The organism is Sphingomonas sp. 35-24ZXX, from assembly GCF_000786215.1.
GTDB lineage: Bacteria > Pseudomonadota > Alphaproteobacteria > Sphingomonadales > Sphingomonadaceae > Blastomonas.
Window position 1 is genome coordinate 41,876 of sequence record NZ_JROG01000001.1, and the last position, 21,319, is coordinate 63,194.

17 protein-coding genes and 1 tRNA gene are annotated in these 21,319 nt (G+C 64.1%); 5 read left to right on the plus strand and 13 right to left on the minus strand.

Annotated features, from left to right (window positions below; all coding sequences use genetic code 11):
• Positions 1–12 precede the first annotated feature (12 nt).
• The 9 genes from LI72_RS00205 to LI72_RS00240 form a co-directional block, all read right to left on the minus strand.
• On the minus strand, positions 13–2,139 hold the full coding sequence (locus tag LI72_RS00205) for an AsmA family protein (RefSeq protein ID WP_081984479.1): 2,127 nt from the start codon (positions 2,137–2,139) through the stop codon (positions 13–15).
• Positions 2,140–2,283: 144 nt separating this feature from the next.
• Entirely contained in the window at positions 2,284–4,578 is a 2,295-nt protein-coding gene (locus LI72_RS00210; protein WP_231562310.1) for an adenylate/guanylate cyclase domain-containing protein, read from the minus strand.
• On the minus strand, positions 4,575–5,024 hold the full coding sequence (locus LI72_RS00215; protein ID WP_156139416.1) for a hypothetical protein: 450 nt from the start codon (positions 5,022–5,024) through the stop codon (positions 4,575–4,577). Before LI72_RS00215 ends, LI72_RS00210 begins: the two co-directional genes overlap by 4 nt.
• Before the next feature lie 161 nt (positions 5,025–5,185).
• On the minus strand, positions 5,186–5,470 hold the full coding sequence (locus LI72_RS00220) for a BrnA antitoxin family protein (RefSeq protein WP_033923908.1): 285 nt from the start codon (positions 5,468–5,470) through the stop codon (positions 5,186–5,188).
• Positions 5,430–5,702 (minus strand): BrnT family toxin, encoded by a 273-nt coding sequence (locus LI72_RS19250; protein WP_081984480.1) that lies wholly within the window; start codon positions 5,700–5,702, stop codon positions 5,430–5,432. The genes LI72_RS00220 and LI72_RS19250 overlap by 41 nt, the downstream gene beginning before the upstream one ends.
• Before the next feature lie 119 nt (positions 5,703–5,821).
• Positions 5,822–9,265, minus strand: coding sequence for an AAA family ATPase (locus tag LI72_RS00225; RefSeq protein ID WP_033924256.1), 3,444 nt, complete (start codon positions 9,263–9,265; stop codon positions 5,822–5,824).
• A gap of 94 nt (positions 9,266–9,359) precedes the next feature.
• On the minus strand, positions 9,360–10,106 hold the full coding sequence (locus tag LI72_RS00230; protein ID WP_033923909.1) for a thioredoxin domain-containing protein: 747 nt from the start codon (positions 10,104–10,106) through the stop codon (positions 9,360–9,362).
• Positions 10,107–10,148: 42 nt separating this feature from the next.
• Positions 10,149–10,868, minus strand: coding sequence for a DsbA family protein (locus tag LI72_RS00235; protein ID WP_033923910.1), 720 nt, complete (start codon positions 10,866–10,868; stop codon positions 10,149–10,151).
• The gene (locus tag LI72_RS00240; RefSeq protein WP_231562311.1) at positions 10,868–11,524 is read right to left on the minus strand and encodes a DUF721 domain-containing protein; all 657 of its coding nucleotides are present in this window, start codon (positions 11,522–11,524) and stop codon (positions 10,868–10,870) included. Before LI72_RS00240 ends, LI72_RS00235 begins: the two co-directional genes overlap by 1 nt.
• A 29-nt stretch (positions 11,525–11,553) precedes the next feature.
• On the opposite strand from LI72_RS00240, the gene LI72_RS00245 reads away from it, so the two are divergent.
• The 5 genes from LI72_RS00245 (at position 11,554) to LI72_RS00265 (ending at position 16,507) form a co-directional block, all read left to right on the plus strand.
• Positions 11,554–12,657, plus strand: coding sequence for an A/G-specific adenine glycosylase (locus tag LI72_RS00245; protein WP_052129346.1), 1,104 nt, complete (start codon positions 11,554–11,556; stop codon positions 12,655–12,657).
• A gap of 45 nt (positions 12,658–12,702) precedes the next feature.
• Complete coding sequence (locus LI72_RS00250) at positions 12,703–14,001, plus strand: serine hydrolase domain-containing protein (RefSeq protein ID WP_033923911.1); 1,299 nt, start codon at positions 12,703–12,705, stop codon at positions 13,999–14,001.
• A 24-nt stretch (positions 14,002–14,025) separates the two neighbouring features.
• The gene (nudC, locus tag LI72_RS00255) at positions 14,026–14,910 is read left to right on the plus strand and encodes an NAD(+) diphosphatase (RefSeq protein WP_033923912.1); all 885 of its coding nucleotides are present in this window, start codon (positions 14,026–14,028) and stop codon (positions 14,908–14,910) included.
• A 105-nt stretch (positions 14,911–15,015) separates the two neighbouring features.
• A tRNA-Gly gene (locus tag LI72_RS00260) sits at positions 15,016–15,089 on the plus strand.
• 167 nt (positions 15,090–15,256) lie between these two features.
• Complete coding sequence (locus tag LI72_RS00265) at positions 15,257–16,507, plus strand: tyrosine-type recombinase/integrase (RefSeq protein WP_033923913.1); 1,251 nt, start codon at positions 15,257–15,259, stop codon at positions 16,505–16,507.
• A gap of 189 nt (positions 16,508–16,696) precedes the next feature.
• Here LI72_RS00265 and LI72_RS00270 read toward each other — a convergent pair whose 3' ends face one another.
• The 4 genes from LI72_RS00270 to LI72_RS00285 form a co-directional block, all read right to left on the minus strand.
• A complete protein-coding gene (locus tag LI72_RS00270; protein ID WP_081984481.1) occupies positions 16,697–17,908 on the minus strand; it encodes a serine hydrolase domain-containing protein in 1,212 nt (403 codons plus the stop codon).
• Positions 17,909–17,940: 32 nt separating this feature from the next.
• Positions 17,941–18,240 carry a winged helix-turn-helix domain-containing protein gene (locus LI72_RS00275; RefSeq protein ID WP_033923915.1) on the minus strand — a complete coding sequence of 100 codons (300 nt, stop codon included), beginning with the start codon at positions 18,238–18,240 and terminating at the stop codon, positions 17,941–17,943.
• A complete protein-coding gene (locus LI72_RS00280) occupies positions 18,237–18,827 on the minus strand; it encodes a hypothetical protein (RefSeq protein ID WP_033923916.1) in 591 nt (196 codons plus the stop codon). Before LI72_RS00280 ends, LI72_RS00275 begins: the two co-directional genes overlap by 4 nt.
• A 253-nt stretch (positions 18,828–19,080) precedes the next feature.
• Positions 19,081–21,117, minus strand: coding sequence for a TonB-dependent receptor (locus tag LI72_RS00285; RefSeq protein WP_231562312.1), 2,037 nt, complete (start codon positions 21,115–21,117; stop codon positions 19,081–19,083).
• Positions 21,118–21,319: the final 202 nt, after the last annotated feature.

Consider the following 21,319-nt stretch of genomic DNA (forward strand, 5'->3'; position numbering starts at 1 on the left):
TTTGTAGGCGGGTCAGAAGATGCCGAGGAACTTCTTGTCATCCTTCTGGCCCGTTTTTGCGCTCTTGCCATTGCCGACATCGTCACGTGCCTTGCCCTTGGTGGTGCGCTGTCCGGCGGCGGTCGCGCCCTGCAGTACCGGGCCGCACGCGGCGGACTTGGCATCGCCCACATCGACAAAGGCGAGCAGCGCGGCTGGGGGGGCAGCCAGCACGGCCAGTCCCAGCCCGGCACCAGCCCGGCCCAGCAGTTCGGGGCTGATCACGTTCAGCTTCGCGGCAGAGAAATAGCCGCCGATCTGTACCGGCGACTGGCCCGAGACCAGGCTGAACTTCTTGCCATCCGCGCGGAAGGCCATGTTCATCTGCTCGGTGGCAAAGCTGAAACCGCCGCGCCCGGTGATGACGTTTTTCGTCGTGTCGATCAGGATCGGGTCGGCCGCTGCCGCGCCGCCGCGCACGGTGAACGCGACGAGGCCGCAGTTGATCTGCACCGGCTGCTTCAGCTTGTCCTCGAACATCTTCTGCACGAAAGTCCCGAAATCGAGCTCCGCCAGTTGGACATTGCGGGTCCAGAACGTGCCCTTGGGGATCACGAACGCCATGCGGCCCGATGCTGTGGCCAGGGAATCGTGCAAGGCATCGCCATCGCCCGTCAGCTGAATGCGGCCCTTGACCGTGCCGGTGGTGCCGGCCTCGGCCACGCCAAACCCGCTGAGCAAACGCGCCATCGGGGTCGCGGCGAGGCGGATGTCATAGCGCGTGCGCGCCGGCCGCCGCCGCCAGTCGATGGCGATGTCCGATGTCAGCTTGCCCCGTGCCATGGTCAGCGCCAGCGGCGAGAGTTTGAGCATGCCATCGTCGAGATCGACGGTGACCGAAATGTCGCTGATCGGGATGCTGTCCGATCGCAGCCTGGCCGCCGTGTAGCGGACATCCGCGTCGAACGCGCGCAGCCCTTCGGCCCGCAGGCTGGCATTGGGCAGCAGCCGGGCAGGGGCTGCGCCGCTTTCTGCGGCGGCTGCCTGAACGCCGCGGGCGGCGACGACATCCGGATTGTACCCGATGAAGGGTGACACATCGATGATATCGAGTGTCTTCGTCGCGAGGTCCGCATCCATGTGGACGCGGTCGCCCGCCATATCGACGGTGAACTTGCCCGCAATATCGCTCGCCCCGAATGTGCCCTTGAGGCCGGTGAACCGGTATTCGCGGTCTCGCTTCACCAGCGTCGCGGTCAGCTTGTAGATGCGCGTTCGCGGGATGATGACGCCGATGATGCTCAGCAGCTCGGCGGCATTGCGACCGCGGGCCTTGGTGGAGAGCGGAACGCCCTCGATATCGGCCAGGCTGGGCAGGGTGCCCGCGATATCGATGACGTTGTTGGCCGCGCGCGCCTGCAGCTCCAGCTTGTTCTGCCCGCGCTGCACCGTGGCATCGGGGGTCAGCAACGCGCCCTTGAGCGTGAACGGTGTCGCCCGCAGCGTGCCATCGCCGGTGAACCGCACTGCCTCGCCGATCTTCGCATCGTTGGATTTAACAGAGGCGAAATCGAGATCGGTCAGCAATTGCAGCACAGGGTCGCGATATCGCACCGTCGTGTCGCGCAGCACCGCGCGATCGATCGTCGGCAGTTCCAGCGGCTTGGCATCGCCGCTGCTGTCGAAGGTCCAGGTGTTGGCGGTGCGCTTGGCATTCCATTCGAGATCGACCGCGCCATCGGTCAGGTCGAGCCAGTAAAATCGCCAGTTGCCCAGCAGCAGCGCCAGTGGCGCGATGCGGGTGTCGACCCGCTCAGCGGTAAACAGATAGGGCCGGGTTGCCCAATCGGGATTCGAAACCGTCAGCCCTTCGGCGAGGAACTTGATTTTGAAGGGTGCGAAATACAGCTGGAAGTCGCCTTTCACGGCGACCTCGCGCTCGGTAAGCGAGGAGGCGATGCCTTCGACCGGCCCCTTGAGGAACCGCCCCTTGGTGATGAACAGGATCAGCCAGATCGCAAACAGGGTTCCCACCACGCCGATCGCGACATTGCGTGCGATGCGCAGCCGCCGTTTGCGCCGTGCCACCGGATCGGGCGGAGTGCTGATGGGCTGGTCTGGAACGGAGCGGACGGAAGCGTCGTGCGATGGTGGGGTCATGGTTGCGCCTAGCACGGAGGCGCCCAGGCTCTGCCCATTAATTCCCAACGGAAACGGGCGCAGCGGTGGACGCCGGAAGAGAGCTGTCGACAGCTAACCCGCGAAACGCCCGTTCGTTGCGAAAGGCTGCGCCGATCCGGAGCGCTATTTGTCCTTCATCACCCAGACACCGTCCCATTCGCCTGGCGGCGGAGAAGCCTGCATCAGGCGGCAGCGGTCGACATAGGTGCGCGACAGACCATCGCCGGGGTTGAGCGAAAGGCATTTTTCGAAGCGCACGATGGCCTCGTCCCAGCGCGCCGCGCGATAGGCGATCATTCCGTCCTCGAAATGGCCGAGTACGTCGCGCATCGCCGGGAAGGTCTGGGCGTCGTGATAATCGAGCAGCTCGAACACGCGGACTGGCGCTGTCTTGCCCTTGACCACCACCAGGTCGATGTCGCGCATGCGGTAGGTGCCGTTGAACTTGGCGACGGTGCTCTCGCTCGCTAGGATACGCGCGGAATAGGCCTTGCACGCGCTTTCCAGCCGGCTGGCCAGGTTCACGCCATCGCCGATCACCGTATAGTCCATCCGCTTGGGGCTGCCGATATTGCCCGAGACGATGTTGTCGGTGTGGATGCCGACCCCCATGTCGACGGTCTTCAATCCCTTGTCGCGGCGCTGCGCGTTCCATTCCCACAAGGTGCGGATCATGTTCACCGCAGCACGCGCAGCACGATCCGGATCGTCGTCATGCGCGATCGGCAGGCCGAAGCAGGCCATGATCGCATCGCCGATGAACTTGTCGAGCATGCCGCCCTGCGCGGTGATGCAATCGACCATCAGGCTGAAATATTCGTTGAGGAACGACACCGTCCCTTGCGCGCCATATTCCTCGGTGATGGTGGTGAAGCCGCGGACATCGGTGAACATGATCGTCGCCTCGGCGCTCACCCCGCCCAGCAGATCGAGCGCATCGCCATCCATCATCTGCGCGGCGATGACCGGGTCCATGTAGCGCGACATGGTCGATTTCATGCGCTTTTCGCTGCTGATATCCTCGACCATCAGCATCGACCCGAGCTTGGAATCGTCGCTCTCCGACACCAGCGGCATGATCGTGAGGTTGACCGATTTGTGGACGCCGGACAGTGCGACATCGGCATCGGGGAACACGTCGCTGGCCTTGTCCTGCTTGACCCGCTCGATACGGTTCAGGATCCAGCCGCCTTCCTCGCCCAGCAAGTCTGCAAGCAACCTGCCTTGAATGTCGGCGGCCTTGCACGACCAGATGCGCTCGATCGCCTGGTTGCAGGTGATCACCTTGCCCAGCGGGTCGAGCGTCAGCACGCCGTTCGACATGCTCTGCAGCACGGATTCATTGTACAGCTTCATCCGCTGGACGTCGTCGAACAGCTTGGAATTTTCGAGCGCGATGGCGATCTGGCCGGTGAAGGTCTTGAGCTGCTGCTCGTCCTTGTCGGTGAACGCGCCGGTCTTCTTGTTGAGCACCTGGGTGACGCCGATGACCTCGCCCTGCTTGTTGACGATCGGCACGCACAGGATGCAGCGGGTGAAGAACCCCGTCTGCCGGTCGAACGCGGGATTGAAGCGCAGATCGGCATAGGCATGCGGGATATTGAGGCTCTGCCCAGTGGTGAACACGGTGCCTGCAATCCCGACGCTGGAGGGGAAGCGGATTTCGTTGACCTTGCCACCGGCCGAAAACAGCGAGAACAAGGTGTCTGTCGCCTTGTCATGGATGAAGATCGTTGCGCGTTCGGCTTCGAACATCCGCACTGTTTCGGCCACCACGCGCTGAAGCAGCCGTGTCAGGTCGACTTCCGAGCTGATTTCCGAAATCATCGACAGGAAAGCGAGCTCCTTGGCGCGGACCTGCTCGATCTCCTCGATCGACTGCAGGCTCTGCAGGAACACCGTGGCTTGGCTGGTCATTTCCTCGAGCAGGGAAACGTCTTCGCCGGTGAAATCGCCCTCGTGCTTGTTGATGTTCTGCATCACGCCGATGATCTGGCCCAGCGGCGTGCGCACGGGGACGCAGACGATGTTGCGCGTCTTGTAACCGGTGCGCTGATCGACCGTGCTGTTGAAGCGCGGATCGGCATAGGCATCCTCGACCAGCAGGGACTCCCCGGTCTGGAAGACATGGCCCGCGATCCCCGAAGTGTTGAGCAGGCGGATCTCCAGGCTCTGGCTGCCCTGCGCGAACCGAGAATAGAGCTCGCCGGTCTTGGGATCGTTGAGGAACAAGGTGCCTCGATCGCAGTTGAGTTCGCGCGATGTCAACTCGACCAGCATGGCGAGCACGCCATCGATCTGGGTCATCGTCGCGCATTTGCGCGTGACCTCCAGCAGCACTTCGGTGCGGCGTAGCGCGGCGGTGCGCTGGCTGTCGGTCATCGGGCGGGTCAGCGTGTCGGCGGCGGGAGGTGTCATGCTGCGCTGTGCCCCATCATCTGTTCCATCTGGTCGCGCAGCGCCTGAATCTGCTGCTGCAGCGCCTGCCGTTCGAGTGCGTGATCGGCTTCCATGCTCAGCCGAGCCTGTTCGGCGGCAAGGCGTTCGCTGTCCAATGTCAGCCGCAAGGCATCGATGCTGCCCTTCAGTTGGCCGATCTCGGCCTGCGCGCCCGCGCGCTCGACCTGCAGCGCGCGGTCATGCGTCTGCTGCTGGGCCTCCAGCTGATCGCGCATCTGGTGGATGGTGGTCGTCAGATCGCCGATCCGCGCCGCCTCGTCAGATTGCGCCCGGGTGATGCGCCGGTCCGCTTCTGCCGCTGCCGCTTCCAGCGACTGACGCAGGCCATCGATCGTCGCCTGCAGATGGAGGTTCGCGGCGCGCATGTCAGACAGCGCGTCAGGCAGTGTGTCCGGAAGTGTCATGTCGCAGTTCATTACCCCCGTCAAAATGGTCGTATCGGTAACGGCGCAAGTCAAGCGGCGTTAACCGGTCATTTGCCATATCAGGGACAATAGTCTGTGACGATCAGCACGCCCGCCTGAACATTTGTCCAGTGGCAGCCGCCGGGGCCGGGTAGGTTGGCTTAGCCGTCGAGCTTCAGGGCCTTGCGCAGTTCGGCGTTGATCCGGCTCTGCCACCCCGGGCCGGTGGCGCGAAAGCCCTCCAGCACCGCGCTGTCCAACCGCAGGGTCACTTGCTGCTTGGGGTTCTCCGACTTGGGCCGTCCGGGCTTGGTAAGGGTGCCATCGGCGGGGCGGATGAGCTTGCCGCCGATCCGCAACTCCGCCCGATCAAACTGATCGTCGGTCCATTCGGGCAGATCGTCGTCATCCCAGTCGGCTGTTAAATTTGGCTTGCTCTCGCTCATTGCATTTCCTCATGGAGATGACACGAGCGCCATGCGGGATCGGAGTCCACGCTACCATTACCAATCTTCCATCCAAAAGCCCGTAAGTTTGATACCTGGGTTCTGGATAATCATACCGAGTGTCCTCTTGTGTGAAAGTCGGACCCTCAATGACCTCGTTGAATCGGGCAAAATCGAGCTGGCGCTCGCTTAGCGTCTTTTCACGCTTAACGCTGTCGTAGAATACTTTCATTTCCCAAGTTCCTGGCAACGATGCCGGGTGGTAGCATCTGGTTGTGGTAGTCCATGGGGAGCCTCCTAAAACATGTGGGTCGTCTCATTTATGTAACTACAAAATCCCCTTTTGTCAATTCATTCCGCCGCGAGCAGATCCACCGCGCCGCCCAGATCGACCGAGACCAGGCGGCTCACGCCTTGCTCGACCATGGTCACGCCGAACAGGCGGTGCATGCGGCTCATGGTGACGGCATTGTGGGTGACGATCAGGTAGCGCGTGTCGGTGACCACCGCCATGTGGTCGAGAAGGTCACAGAAGCGGTCGATGTTCGCGTCGTCGAGCGGCGCGTCGACCTCGTCGAGCACGCAGATCGGCGCGGGGTTGGTGAGGAACAGGCCGAAGATCAGCGCGACCGCAGTCAAGGCCTGCTCACCCCCGGACAGCAAGGTCAGCGATGACAGCCGCTTGCCCGGCGGCTGGGCCATGATTTCGAGCCCCGCCTCGAGCGGATCGTCGCTGTCGATCAGTTCCAGATGTGCCTTGCCGCCGTTGAACAGCCGCGCGAACAGGGTGCGGAAATGGCCATCGACGGTGGCGAAGGCGGCCAGCAGCCGCTGTCGTCCTTCGCGGTTGAGCGCGCCGATTGAGCCGCGCAGCCGCGCAATCGCTTCGACCAGCTCCTCATGTTCGGTGCGGATCGTCGCCATCTCGCTTTCCAGCGCGGCCAGCTCGTCGGCAGCGATCAGATTGACCGCGCCCAGCCGTTCGCGCGCCTCGTGCAGACGGTCGTGTTCCGCCGTCTCGGCCTCGGGTGCGGCGACGTGTTCGGGATCGAAGTCGAAGCGCTCGGGCAGCACCGGCGGGGGGCATTGGAAGCGCTCGCCGCAGCCCTGCGCCAACTCGATGCGGCGCTGGTCCTGATGCTCGGCGCGCGCGCTGGCGCCGGCACGCTGCTCGCGCGCGAGCGCCAGGGTCTCGGCGGTAGTTGAGGCGAGGCGCTCGGCCTCGGCCAGTGCCTTTTCAGTCGTCTGTGACGAAGCTTCTGCTGCTGCTTGAGCAGCGCGGGCCTCCATGGCTGCCTGCTCGAGGTGCGCGATATCCTGCGCCAGTATTTCGGGTCGGCCAGCGATCGTGCCGCGCTCCTCAGCCAGTTCGGCGGCACGAGCCTGCATGTCGCGCAGCCGCTGCGCAGCCTCCCCCGATCGGCCCTGCCAGCCCTTGATCTCGGCGCGCACGCTCGCCCGGCGCTCGCGCAGCGCCGACACCGCCTGCGCCTGCGCGGCGATAGCCGCCATCGCCGACCGTAGCGCGGTCTGGGATGTCTGGGTGCGATCGGTCAGCAGCGCCACCTGTTCGCGCTGCACCGCGCCATCGGGTAGGGCGGAGCGGGCAGCCTGGGCTGCCTGCAGGTCGGCCTGCGCGCTTTGCGCATCCGCCGCCAATCGCTCGATCCGCTCGGACAGATCGTCGCGGCGCTCGGCGTCGCGTTGCAGGGCATGTTCGGCCTGGTCGCGGTCCCGCAGCGCCTGGCGTTCGGCGGCTTCGGCAGCATTGAGCGCACGGGTCTGGTCTGCGATCTGCGATTGCAGCGCGGCCAGCTGCTGCTGGCCCACGGCAAGCGCTGTCTCAGCCGCAGCAAGTCGATCGGCGAGGTCTGGTCGGGCCGCTTCCAGCTCGCTCAGCCGCGTGCGCCGCTCGAGCCGTTCCGCCGCACTTGCGCCATCGCCGACCGATACAAACCCGTCCCACCGCCGCATTCGCCCATCGCGCGTCACCAGCCGGACCCCGGGCGACAATGATTGTCCGTCATCGGCATCCGCCACCATGATCAGTGACAGCCGGGCCGTCAGCGCATCGGGTGCGCGGACATGATCGCTCAGCCAGACAGTGCCATGGCCAAGCGCAGGACGATCCGCCGGACCTTCGCTGCCGGTCCAGAAACGGCCATCGCCCTTGGCGCTCCCGATCGCAGCGCTCAGGTCCTCGCCCAAGGCTGCGGCGAGCGCCTTTTCATAACCCTTGTCCGCCTGCACCTGATCGAGTGCGCGCTCGGCCCCGCCAGGCTTCTTGGCCAGGTCACGGGCCAGTGCGTCGATCTCGCGCGTCATCGCATTGAGTTCGGCGCGCAGCGCCGCGAGCTCGGTCTGCGCAGCATCGCGGGCGTCGACCAGCGCATCGCGGCCCGATTGGGCCTGCGCCAGCGCTGTCGCAGCGCTCGCCTTGTCCGCCGCCAGACGCGTGCAATCGGCCTGCGCCTCGTCACGCAGCGTTTCCAGCTCTGCCGCATCGCCCAGGGCCGCGAGTTGCGCCAGGGTCCGCGCCAGTTCGTCGGCCGCACGGCGATCGCGGGCTTCTGCGGTGGCAAGCGCCGCCTGGGCGACCTTGATGTCAGCGTCTGCGCGCGCGAGTTCGGCGCGCGCCTGCGCCAGTGCGACCTCGGACTCGCGAACGGCGCGTTCGGCATTGTCCTGCGCATGGACGAGGGCAGGGCCTCGCGATTCCTCGGCGGCGATATCGGCCTGGACCCGCGTATTTTCCGCCTCCAGCCGCTCAAGCGCAGCGGTCGCATCGTGGGTCAGCCGGTCCTCGCGCGCGCTGTCTTCGGCGATGCGCGCCTGCTGCCGGTCGAGATCGGCCAGGCGCTGCAGGGCAGCGTCGCGCTCTGCCACCAGGGTGGCAAGGCGGTGCGAGAGCGATTGGCTCGCCTCGCGCGCCGATTGCAGCGCGCTGCGCGCATCCGCGAGCGCTTCGATCGCCTGCCTTTGCTGCGCCTGAGCCTCGGTTTGCGCCTGTTGCGCAGCTTCGACGGCGGTGTCTGCCGCAGCCGCTTCGGCGCGGGCCTGTTTGGCGGCATTGGCGGCCGTGCGCCAGCGGGCGAACAAAGCGCGTGCCTCTGCTACCGCAATCTGCTGGCTGAGCGCACGATAGCGTTCAGCCGCGCGTGCCTGCCGCGTCAGTGTCGCAGCGCGCGCCTCCATATCGCCCAGCACCTGTTGCAACCGCTCCAGATTGCCCTCGGTCGCGCGCAGCTTCTGCTCGGCATCCTTGCGGCGGACGTGCAACCCGGCGATGCCGGCTGCCTCCTCGAGCATCTGGCGCCGCTCGACTGGGCGCGCGGAAATGACCGCCGCGATCCGCCCCTGGCTGACCAGGGCAGGGCTGTGCGCTCCGGTGGCGGCATCGGCGAACAGCAGCGCAACGTCCTTGGCGCGCACGTCGCGGCCATTGGCGCGATAGGCGCTGCCTGCACCGCGTTCGATCCGGCGGATAACTTCGAGCTCGCCATCCTCGACCGACATGGCTGCCAGAACCGGCTGGCTGACTTCGGTGAGCAGGGAGACCTCGGCAAAGTTGCGCGCCGGGCGGGTCGCGGTTCCGGCGAAGATCACGTCTTCCATGCCGCCGCCGCGCATCGACTTGGCGGAGCTTTCGCCCATCACCCAGCGAATGGCCTCGAGCAGATTGGATTTGCCGCAGCCATTGGGGCCGACGATCCCGGTGAGCCCGGGTTCGATGCGCAGTTCGGCCGGTTCGACGAAGCTCTTGAAGCCGCTGAGCTTCAGCCGCCGGAACCGCATGGGGGCGGTGAAGGCGGGGGCGTTGACCGGCGGACCGGGTGTTGCCACCGCGCCGTTCTCGTCAACGATCAACCCCCCTTCGTCCATTGATGCGTCAGCGCGCTCCCATCGCCTGGATCTCGGTTTCCAGCGCCGGCCAGCCGGTGAATTCGACCTGACGGCCGTTGAGGAAGAAGGTGGGCGTGCCCTGGATCTTGTCTTCGCGGGTGGCGATGCCGGTGTTGTCGGCCAGCGCGCGCGCGGTATCGATATTGGTCAGGCACTGGTTGGCCTGATCGCGCGAGATGCCGCGCTGCGCGAAGAAGTCGGTCAGGCCCGTGCCTTCGGCGAGCGCCACGTAGCGCTGGTTGTCGGGCAGCGCGAGAACGGCCTCGAACCGCTGCTGGCCCATCGCCTGCGCCTTGGTGAAGATATCGGCCTGGTTGGCGAGCACCTGCTCGGTCAGCGCGAAATAGCTCTCGTCCGGGCCGCAGCGGGTCAGCATCGATGCGGTGAGATCGAGCGGCTCGCGCACGAAATTGCGCAGTTCGAAGCTCACCCGGCCGCTGGCGACATATTTGTCGCGGATCGTCGCAAACGCGGTCTCGGCAAAGTCGGCGCAGTGGCTGCAGGTCAGCGAGGCATATTCGACCAGCTTGATCGGCGCTTCGGGGTTGCCAAGGACATAATAACCCTTGTCGGTCTTGGTCACCGTTTCGGACCAGTTCTTGCCGGCGGGCGCGGGAATGGCGGCAATCGGCTCGCCGCTGGCGGCACCCTCGGCACCGGTATCGGCCTCTCCGCCACAGGCGGCGAGCGACAGCATCAGGGGCAGGGCGATCAGGCTGGCAATACGCTTCATACAGGCTTGGTCCTTGCGATGAACGTGAAAACGGGTTGTGCTCTAGCGGCTGGCCAGCAGCGGTTCCAGACTTTTCCAGTCATAGACATCGGCGAGCAGCTTGCCGTTGAGGGTGAAGCTGGGGGTGCCCTGCACCTTGACGGTTTCGGTCGCGAACTTGGTCATCGCCAGCACCTTGTTCTGCTCGGCCTTGTTGATCAGGCAGGCATTGATCTGCGCATCGGTGGCGAGCGGGGCGTGGCGGCGCAATTCGTCATAGAGGCCAAGGTCGCTGGCGATCCGCTGCAGCCGGGTGCTGGTATCGCCCTGATACCAGGCCGCCTGGCCTTCGCGGCCCAGGCTGCCGGCCTTGCCCAGCCAGGTTTTCTGGCTGGCGAGCAGCCCCTTGTGGCGACGGAAGAAGCTGCGCGGCTCGCCGCAGCGCGCCAGCAGTGCAACGGTCAGGTCGACCGGATCGCGGATGAAATTGCGCACCTCGATGCTGGTCTTCCCATTGGCGATGAATCCCGTCGCCAGCGCCGGGTTCGATTCCTGCTCGAACGCAGCGCAATGCGGGCAGGTGTAGCTCATGTATTCGACGATCTTCTGCGGCGCAGCGACATTGCCGCGCACATGCCCGCCGACCTGGCTCTGGCTGACCTTGTCGGCCCATGCGGTGGCAGCCGCGGTCTGCGCCGTCCCCGGTTCGCCCGTGAAAAGAGCACTGGCGGCAGCAAGGGCGATGGCGGAAAGAGCAAGCAGAGGGCGCGAGGGCGCAGTCATCAATGAACCTCATCGGATGGTGGCGGCGCAAACAGGCGCACGGGTTTCAGATTGTCGCTTTTCAGCTGAACAGGGGCTGCACGGTCGGCGGCCAGGGTCGCGGCGGCCTCGCGCGCTTCCTTCTCTTCCATGGAGCGCGCAAGGCGTTCCAGCACGGTCTGCAATTCGGGGTCGCCAATCGGCTTCAGCCCGTCGGCAGGCGCAATGCTGATCGGCTTGAGCGAGGGCGGCGTTGCCGGACGCGGCTCGGGTCGCTTCGGGCGGGTCAGTGCGCCGTGGCGATAGCGGATGCGCGCCACGGCCTCATAGCCGAAGAAGCGGTTAACCCGCGATATGATCTCGGGCTCGGCATGCTGCATGAAGATCGCCGTCGCGCTGGTGACGACGAGATGCAGCGTGCCTTCGGCCTTCTTGCCGCGCGCGAAGGCGATCGATTCGGGGCTGGCCATGCTGGCGTAGCGGGGGCCCGCGATTTCGGCCCAGCGGCTGAGCAGCGAACTCTGGATGAAACCGAACTTGCGAAAGCTGGTCTCGCCGATCGCTGGGATCAGATCGGCGATACCGCGCGCCTCGCCGCCACGCATTCGCGCAGGGCGCGCCGGAGCCTGCGCGGTCTTCTTGCGCGGCTTTACAGCGGTGGGCTTATCGCGTTCCATATCGCAGCCGACCATGGCATAGCCGGGCCATGCCCGTCGAGTGTCGCGAGAAAATTGTGGATGAACCGAAGCCGGGGGCGATCGCAGGGGCGCTGCTGGCGCATTACGACACCCATGCCCGCAACCTGTCGTGGCGCGTTTCGCCCTCTGACCGCCGGGCAGGGGTGCGCCCAGACCCGTACCGCGTCTGGCTGTCCGAGGTGATGCTGCAGCAGACCACCGTGGCTGCGGTCACCGGCTATTTCGAGCGCTTCACCAGCCGCTGGCCCAATGTCGAGGCGCTCGCCGCCGCGCCCGATGCAGACGTGCTCGCCGCCTGGGCGGGGCTGGGCTATTATGCCCGCGCGCGTAATCTCATCGCCTGCGCCCGAGCGATTGCCACAGACCATCAGGGCCGCTTTCCCGATACCGAAGCCGGTTTGCGCGCGTTGCCGGGCATCGGCGATTATACCGCGGCCGCCGTGGCAGCGATCGCGTTCGACCGGCCCTCGGCGGTGGTCGATGCCAATGTCGAACGGGTAACCGCCCGGCTGTTTGCGATCGAGACGCCGCTGCCGGCCGCCCGCATCCAGATCCGAGCATGCGTGTCCGATATCACCCCGGCCGCCCGGCCCGGCGATTTCGCCCAGGCGATGATGGACCTGGGCGCGACCATCTGCACGCCGCGCAGCCCATCGTGCCTGCTCTGCCCATTGGCGCAGCACTGCGCGGCGCGCGGCGCTGGCATTGCCGAATCGCTTCCGGTCAAGCCGCCCAAGAAGGCGCGGCCGCAGCGTATCGGCACCGCCTGGTGGATCGAGCAGGATGGTCGGGTGCTGCTGATCCAGCGGCCGGGTAGTGGTATACTCGGCGGCATGCGGGCATTGCCCGATGATGGCTGGTCGGCCCGCAGCGATGGCAATGCGCAGCCACCGGTGACGGGACAGTGGCAGCGGATCGATGCCGCGGTGGCGCATGTCTTCACGCATTTTTCGCTCGGGCTTGCATTGGCGCTTTATCGCGGCCCTCAAATCGATAAGGTTGCCATTGAAAACCTGAATGGTGCCGTCTGGTGGCCGGTGGAGGAGATTGCTGAGGCGGGTCTGCCGACGCTGTTCGCCAAGGCCGCGGCGATCGCCATTCAGCATCGATAAAGCCGGGCGGCGCAATGCGCCGGTCCGGAACAACGGGAGTATGATATGTCGAAGGTTTTGAGCCAGATGCCGCAGTTGAGCCGTCGCCACATGCTGGGTTCGGCAGGACTGCTCGGCCTGTTCGCCGCGATGCCCGGCTATGCCCGCGCGATGGCAACGGGTGATTTCGCGCTGATCCGCAAACAGGTGGAAGACTATGTCAGCAGCAAAAAGGTCGCCGGCATGCTGGTCTCGATCGGCTTCGGCGCGCAGCCGGCAGCGCTGATCGGCGCGGGTAATCTCGCGCTCGACATTCCCGTTCCGGTCGATGCCAATTCCCTGTGGCGGGTCTATTCGATGACCAAGCCGATCACCGGCATGGCCGCGATGATGCTGATCGAACAGGGCAAGCTGGGGCTCGATCAGCCGATTGCCGAGCTGATCCCCGAATTTGCCAACATGAAGGTGCTGACCGATCCGGCCAACAGCCTGGATGCCGTACCCGCCAAGACGCTGATCACGCCGCGCCACCTGATGACGCATACCGCGGGCCTTGGCTACAACATCGTCACCAAGGGGCCGCTGCTCGAAGAGTATAACAGGCTGGGCATCAACCCTGCGGCCGTCAGCAAGACGCCGATCCCGGGCTTCCCGATGCCCGCACCCACGCCGCCGATCGACGAGTTCGCCCGCCGTGTCGCCTCGTTGCCGCTGATCGCCGAGCCGGGCACGATCTGGAGCTATTCGATCGGGCTCGACCTGCTGGGCTATGTGATCCAGGTTGCCTCTGGCATGGAACTGGGCGCGTTCTTCCAGAAGAACCTGTTCGATCCGCTGGGCATGAAGAGCAGCTACTGGATGGTCCCGCAGAGCGAGGTCGCGCGCCTCAGCACCAATTATGTTCCCTTCTCGGGTGCGCTCATTCCCGTCGATCCGGCGCAGGACAGCATCTTCACCACACCGCCCGCGTTTCCGTTCGGCGGCGCCGGGCTGGTCAGCACCGCGCATGACTATGACCGGTTCCTCGCGATGCTGGTCGGCAAGGGCCAGCTCGATGGCAAGCGCGTGATGTCCGAAGCGACCGCGCTGATGGGCATGTCGAACCTGCTGCCCAGCACTGCCGTCACCAAGGGCACCTGGGTCGAAGGCCAGGGCTTTGGCGCGGGCGGCCGCGTGGGGCTGGGCAATGACAAGGGACCCGCAGGCACCTATGGCTGGGGCGGCGCGGCAGGCACCGTGGCGTTCGTCGATCATGTCCGCGGCTTCCGCGCATCGGGCTATACCCAGTACATGCCGGCCGAAACCTATCCCTTCCAGCGCGAGTTCCCCAAGATGGTCTACGACCAGCTGCAGGCGATGGGCTGACCGGCAGGCCAGGGGGAAACCGATATGTCGCTGTCATTGATTGCCCCGGCGCTGACTGGGGGGCAGATCGATCGTGCCGATCAGGTGCGTGTCGATCCGGATCGGCTAGCCGGGTACATGAACTGGAAGGCCCGGCTGCTCACGCTCGAGGGGCTGGACCCGCCGGTGGGGATCGATGGCAGGCTGGCGTGGCGAAGCCTGGCCGATGCCGCGCCCGACAGCGAGCTGATCTTTCTCGGGTTGATCGACGACAAGGCGCATTTTGCCGAGCTGCAGCGCGGCAATCCCGGCTCCGGCCTGCATTACAACCCGCGCGTCTGGCAGGTGCTCGCCAGCCTGCCCGCCGAGGAGCTGGCGCTCTATGGCGGCGCGCGCACATTGGTCGATTGGCACGCGCGGCACCGCTTCTGCTCGCTGTGCGGGGCAGGCAGCGCGATGAGCAAGGGCGGATGGTCGCGCACTTGCACCGGTTGCGGCGCGGAGCATTTCCCCCGCGTCGATCCGGTGACGATCATGCTGTCCGAATATCAGGGCAAGGTGCTGCTCGGGCGTCAGCCGCGCTTTCCCCCGCGCCGTTTTTCGGCCCTGGCGGGGTTCGTCGAGCCGGGCGAGGGGCTGGAAGAGGCCGTCGCGCGCGAGCTTTGGGAAGAAGCCGGCATCCGCGTGCGCAACGTGCGCTATGTCGCCAGCCAGCCCTGGCCGTTCCCGTCATCGCTGATGATCGCCTGCACCAGCGAGGCGCTGAGCGACGAGCTGACGCTCGACACCACCGAGATCGAGGAAGCAGGCTGGTTCAGCGCGGCCGAGGTGCGCGCCGCGATGGCGGGCGACGACAGCGCGCCGTTCATCGCCCCGCCGCCGTTCGCGATCGCGCACGACCTGCTCAAGCACTGGCTGGACCAGCAATAGGGCAGGGGGCCGCACCGCGCCTCACCGCAGGGGTGCAAACCAGATATTGACGATACAACTGGCAAGTGGCATGAGCGCCCTCGCATCGCGAACGCGACCACGTGTGCGGGTATAGCTTAGTGGTAAAGCTCCAGCCTTCCAAGCTGGCTATGAGGGTTCGATTCCCTCTACCCGCTCCAAGGCCTCTCTCAGGAGGTCCGAAAACGTCGCTTAAGCAGCTGTTTTTTTAGCGCTTTTTTGTGATATGCTTTCCCAGCAGTTCCAGTAATGTTCCCCTGCACATTAGCCGTTTGATGGGGTTTTTGATGGACCTGCAGCAAAACTTGCTGGCGAAAGGTCCATCACAATGGCGGGAAGTGCCAGAAAACCGGGGCTTACAGCGGCTTCAATTGCGCGCGCAAAGCCGAAAACCATCGATTACAAGCTGTCTGATCGGGACGGAATGTACCTTCTGGTGAAGCCCAGCGGCACAAAATACTGGCGGATGAACTACCGTCATTTCGGTAGCCAGCGGACGGTGTCGTTTGGCCGATATCCGGAAGTCAGTCTGGCAGACGCCAGGCAGCGCCTCATTGAGGCCCGACGCTTGATCGCAGACGGCATCGATCCGGTCGACCAGGCCAAGCTGGACAAAATCGCTGACAGCGTTGCGGCGTCCAACTCCTTTGAGTTTGTGGCAGCCGAATGGTTGGAGAAGGTCAAGCTCGAGGACAGAGCCGCTGCATCGATCAAGAAGTACGAGTGGCAACTTGGTCTGGTGACGCCCACCATCGGGCGGCGACCGATATCGAAGATCACGGCCCATGAGGTTCTGGTTGCACTTAAGAAAATCGAGCGGACCAAGCGGTACTATACCGCAACAAGCGTGCGGACCACCTGCAGTCAGGTTTTCCGTTTTGCCATCGCAACGGCGCGGGCCGAGCGCGACGTGTGCGCTGATCTTCGTGGCGCGCTGGTGACGCCCAAGGTTGTGCACCGCGCTGCGATCACCACGCCGAACGAAGCAGGGGCTTTGTTACGATCAATTGATGACTACGAGGGCGATGTTCTGACCCGGATCGCCATGCAGCTCCTCGCCCACGTTTTTGTTCGTCCTGGCGAGCTTCGTCATGCCGAATGGGCGGAGTTCGATTTTGGCCGTAAGGTTTGGACGATCCCTGCGCACAAGATGAAGATGCGCAGGCCCCACGCGGTGCCGTTATCGCGCCAAGCTTTGGAAATCTTGCGCCAGATCGAGCACGACGCAGCCTATAGCATCTATCTTTTTCCATCATTGCGGTCAGTCAATCGACCAATGTCGGACAACACCATCAACGGCGCGTTGCGTAGAATGGGTTACACAAAGGACGAAATGACCGCGCACGGCTTTCGCGCCATGGCAGCCACACTACTCAATGAGATGGGAACCTGGAACAGTGACGCCATCGAGCGACAACTTGCCCACGTGGAAGCCAATGCCGTGCGGAGGGCTTATACGCGCGGGCAGTATTGGGAAGAGCGGGTGCGTATGATGCAGCATTGGTCCGATCATCTCGACCAACTCAAGGATGGGGCGAAGGTTCTCCGGCCTAAGTTTCCACAGCTAGCTCGAGGCTAAAGGCTGGAATTGGGCCGTTAGCTGAATGACGGTTTTTGGGTGGCGAGTGGTGGAGAGCGGACGTACGATCTGCCACTCGGCAACGGCAGCCCTCGACCTAGGGGCGGTCATTCGGATCGGGACAGTTTATGTCCGGATAAGACGATAGCAGCCTGAGAGCGAACTACGAAGACGGCCTCGCGTGCAGCACTATGCCCCTTCGCTCAGTATGGTGAGGAACGATCGACTTACCGCCTGCTCGATCACCCTGAAGTCACCGAAGTCGTCGAGCCGGGCATTGGCGTTGAGCGCAACGACGAGGCGCTTTTCCGGGTAGACCACCAGCCAGCTGTAGGCGCCCTTCGAGACGCCGCCGTGATGCACGTTCCAGACAGGGTTGTCCTCCCCCAGCAGGCGCCTGTTAGGATTGGCACGCCAGCCGATCGAATAGCTCTGTTCGTTGACTTCGCCGTTCGCCAGCTTCTGCGGCGTCCAGAACGCATCGCGCGTGGCGGGGATGATGTAGGCCGGATCGAGCCACGCCGATCCGATCCTTGCGAGGTCGCTCGACGAAGCGATTAGACCGCCGCCGGCCCATTTGTAGCTGTGGTTGACTCCCCCCCACGGCTTCAGGACGCCGTCCTTGCGCCAGTAGAAGGTCGCCCGATCAGGCACTGCGCGGTCCTGGTAGTCGGCCGATAGGCTGGTGGTGCCGAGCGGGTGAGAGAGCTCGCGGTCGAGAAGGTCGAGGAACGCTGTGCCGCTTGCCCTTTCCATAAGGGCCGAGAACAAGACGAAGTCAAAGCTCGTGTAGCGGAAGGCCGTGCCGGGCGCGAACTTGAGCTTATTGCCGTCGAAAACCGAGAGCGCATCGTTGATGCTGTCGAACTGCTTGCGCTCGCGGATCGAGTGGAACAGGCCGGCGAGGTCGCGGTTCTGGTCGTAATCTACGATGCCGGCGGTGTGTGAGGCGAGCTGGCGCGGGGTGAGCGCGAACCACTGCTGGTTCGGCAGGTCGCTCGTCCAAGTGCTGGCGGGTGCGTCGAGGCTCATCGCGCCCTTGTCCACCAGCCGGGCGAGCGCTGTTGCGGTCAAGGCCTTTGACGTGCTGCCGATGCGGTAGCGCGTGGCGAGGCTCGCGGGCGTGCGGCTTTCAAGATCGCGCCAGCCACTCGCCGCTGCCCAAACGACCTCGCCGTCATAGGCGACAGCAACCGACAGCGCCGGCAGGCCATAGCGGACACGGGCTTCCTCCAGCGTCTTGCGGCCAGATTGGGCGGCATCACGCCAGCGCTCTTCGCTCAGGGTCTCTGTATAGGGTGCTGGCGATGCAGGAAGCGCGACCTTCTTACCGTGCCCGGCGCATCCGCCGAGAATGCAAAGCACCAGCGCGGCCGCCAGCATTAGCCAACGTTTCGTCATCTTGGTCTCCGGTTCAGTGTGGGCTGGCTTAATCAGCCGTCGGGGAACAGACTTCGCAGTCGGTCGAGATAGGCATCGAGCGCCGTGTCGCCCTGTTCGGTGATGGTCACGGTCATGCGCGTGCGTTTGCCGAAATAGCCCTTGTCGATGCGGACGTGGCCATGGTCCTCAAGCTTGCGCAGCTGAGTGGCGAGATTGCCGTCGGTCAGCTCCAGCGCTTTGCGTAGCTCGACGAAGTCCGATTGGCGCGACCCTTTGAGGAAAGCCATGATACCGAGACGCACCCGGCCGTGCAGCACCTCGTCGAGTGCGCGGTAGTCGAAGGGCTTCATCGGTCAGCCCTCGCGATCAGGACAGCGCCTGGGAGCGCAAGCAGCACTGCGAAGGCGAGTGCGAGACGCAGCCAGTCGATCGGGATCACTGCTTGCTCAATGGCGTAGAAGGCTGCGAGCGAAAGCCAGCCGACACCCGGCAGCATCATCCAACGCAACCGCGTCGCGAGACCGATCGCAATGAACGCCGTGCCAAGCACTCCGGTGACCACTAAAATGGCGACCAGTCCTTCCGGACGCGAGCCTGCGCCTGCCGCTACGAGGAAACCGGCCAGCGCCACACCGGCGATGCCGAAAGCGAGGGTGTAGGCACGCGCCACCGGATGCCCGAGCCTGCGCCCTGCTCCGCGGGGCGCGACAAAGATCGCCGCCACGAAGCCGAACAGTGCGAGCGGCTGCCACAGCCATAGCAGCCTACTCGGCAACCAGTCGCCGACTTCGGCGGCGTATTGCAGAGCGAGCGCGAGCGCGGCGGCCAGACCCCAGCCGAGCAGATGACGCCCGTCGAGGGCGGCGGCGCGGCGGCCGGCAGCAATCAGTGCTTCAAACTCGTGCAGGTCGTTGCGGAGGATCATCAGTGGTTCCATGTTTGCGACGATAACGCAAATCACTTTTCATGGCAAAGCAGTTTGCATCGGCTGGATGCGAAAGCCAAGGAGCAATGAGGCATTAAGCGCGAGCCTTGCGCCACGAAGCCGATCGCTTTAACCGGCTGCTCCCGACCCACAATCAGTCGTTCGCATTGGCCAACATGAAGGTCTGTTCCTGACAGAACCTGCCATTAGAGCGCGTCAAGGCAGGACGGTCGGGAAGAGGACTGCAAAAGCGCTAGTTCGGTCTTCAAAAGCTCCAGCGCGCCAATATCCGTACCTGGCGTGGCTCCACCGGATGAAAGTGACGGTCCGCGACCGAGGCGGTTTCCGAAGGCAATTGCGATTCGTAAAAATAGGTGATGTCGGCATCCTGGGCATCGAACAGGTTGAAAAGCTCTGCCCCGATGCGGATCGATCCGAATGTGTAATAGGCCGCCAGATTGATGAGCGTGGTCGGGTCGGATGAAACAGAGCCGTCTTCAATCAGGGGAGCCCTGCCGAAGTGGCGAACCCGCAGCGTTATGTCGAGACCGGCGACCGGGCTTGCAGTGACACCGCCTGAAATGACTTCGGCGACCGATCCGGGAATACGCCTCAAACCTGTCGGCACGCCTCTGAACCTGGCATAAGTGTAGGCATAGGCAGCATCCAGTGCCAGCCAAGGCACCGGGCGCCAGAAAGCGTTGGCTTCGACTCCATAGCGCCGCGTGGCATCATTGGGCTCAGTTGCGCCGGCATCGCCGACAAAGACCAGTTCGGATTCCAGATCGAGGTAAAAGCCCACCAGGGCCAGGTTGAACGTATCGCGTTCGATACGCCCGCCGATCTCGGTGCCCTTGGCGCGCGCGAACAAGGGCACCCGGTCAGCCGGGAGGCCCGACACCGGATCGACCGAGATGGTGGCTCCGCGCACATCGTTGGTGTGGAAGGACTCGCCATAATTTGCATAGAGTTCGACGCCGTCTGCTGCGCGCCACGCGATCCCTGCCTTGGGCGCCAGCAAGACATCCGAGCCACTGCCGGCGTTCGCTGCAAGACCCGCATCGACATCGTAACCCAGATAGTCGCCGCGCAGGCCAAGATACACGCGTAGCTGGTCGGTTGGCTTGACTTCGGCCTCGACGAACAGCCCGGCTGCGAGCTCATCGACCTTGTCGCTGCGAACGGTGGCGATCGGTCGGGCCTCGGCGCTGCGAAACAGGCCGACGCGGTCGATCCTGTCGTATCGGACGCTTCCGCCGACCGTGAGCACCACCGGTAGCGGCATGCTCACCATTTCCCAGCGTTGGCTTGCCGTTCCTCCAAAAATCGCGCGCCGGTCTGCCTGTTGAAACTCGTCGCCATTGAACGGGTCGTCGAGAAAATAGGTGAAGTTCGACGTCAGCGTCAGGTCATAATAGGTGGCAAACGCATTGAGCTTCAGACCGCCGAATGCGCCATTGGCGACCAGCCCGACGCGCGTGGTCTTGCCGCCGACATCATCGTCGATGAAGCCGAAACGGTCGATCAGCCCGCCTTGCACTGCGCGTTCAGGAATCTGGTCCGTCGAATCCCAGCGGGCATGATAGCCGTTCAACTGCACGGAAAAGCCATCGCCTGGCGTGCCCGTACTGAACTTGATCAGGCCGTTGTATTTCTCCAGGTTCTCGTCGAGCAGCCATGGCCCGTTCGAAAATGTGCCGTCGATGGCGACCAGCAGGTTTCCGGATGCCAACGGCGCACTGCCAGCGGCGGTCGCGCGATAATATCCGAACATTCCGAGCGTAGCCTGCGCGAAGGGCTCCAAGGTGTCATACGTTTTGAACGCTATAGTTCCGGCAGCCGAATAATCGCCGACATCGGCAAAATAGGGCCCTTTGCGAAAGTCGATCCGCTCAACCGTCTCGGGGATGATGAAGTTGAAATCGAGATAGCCCTGGCCGTGTCCGTGGGTTGGCATATTGATCGGCACGCCATCAACGAAACCGGCAAAATCGGTGCCGTGGTCGAGGTTGAACCCGCGCAGGAAATACTGGTTGGCCTTGCCCGTTCCCGAATGCTGCGTGGCGATGACGCCAGGAACGTTCTCCACGAGCTCGCCGGTGCGAGAAATCGGCAGGTTTTCGAAATCAGCATAGCCGATCGTCCCTTGCGATCCGGATCTGGCGACGCCGATCTGCTGGACGGCTCGGCCGTAAACGATAATCGTGTCGTCCGGGTTTGCACCCTGAATGTCGCGCTCACGCGCTAACGAATCGTCGTCCTGCGCCATGTTTTCGATCGATACGTGTGCTGCTGCGGCCACTTGGAATGACGCCAGAATTGCGGCACTCGAAAACGCCCACCAACGATATCTCACGGCTCGCACCCCCTACGTAGTTCAGTCAGGCGACACGGCCATCGTCACCCTACGACCGATACAGCAGGTTTGCGGCATTTGTAATGCCAGTAGGTAACATCATCATTTGGCAGCAGTCGACCAACTCAAGACATGCAGCGCCGTTGAT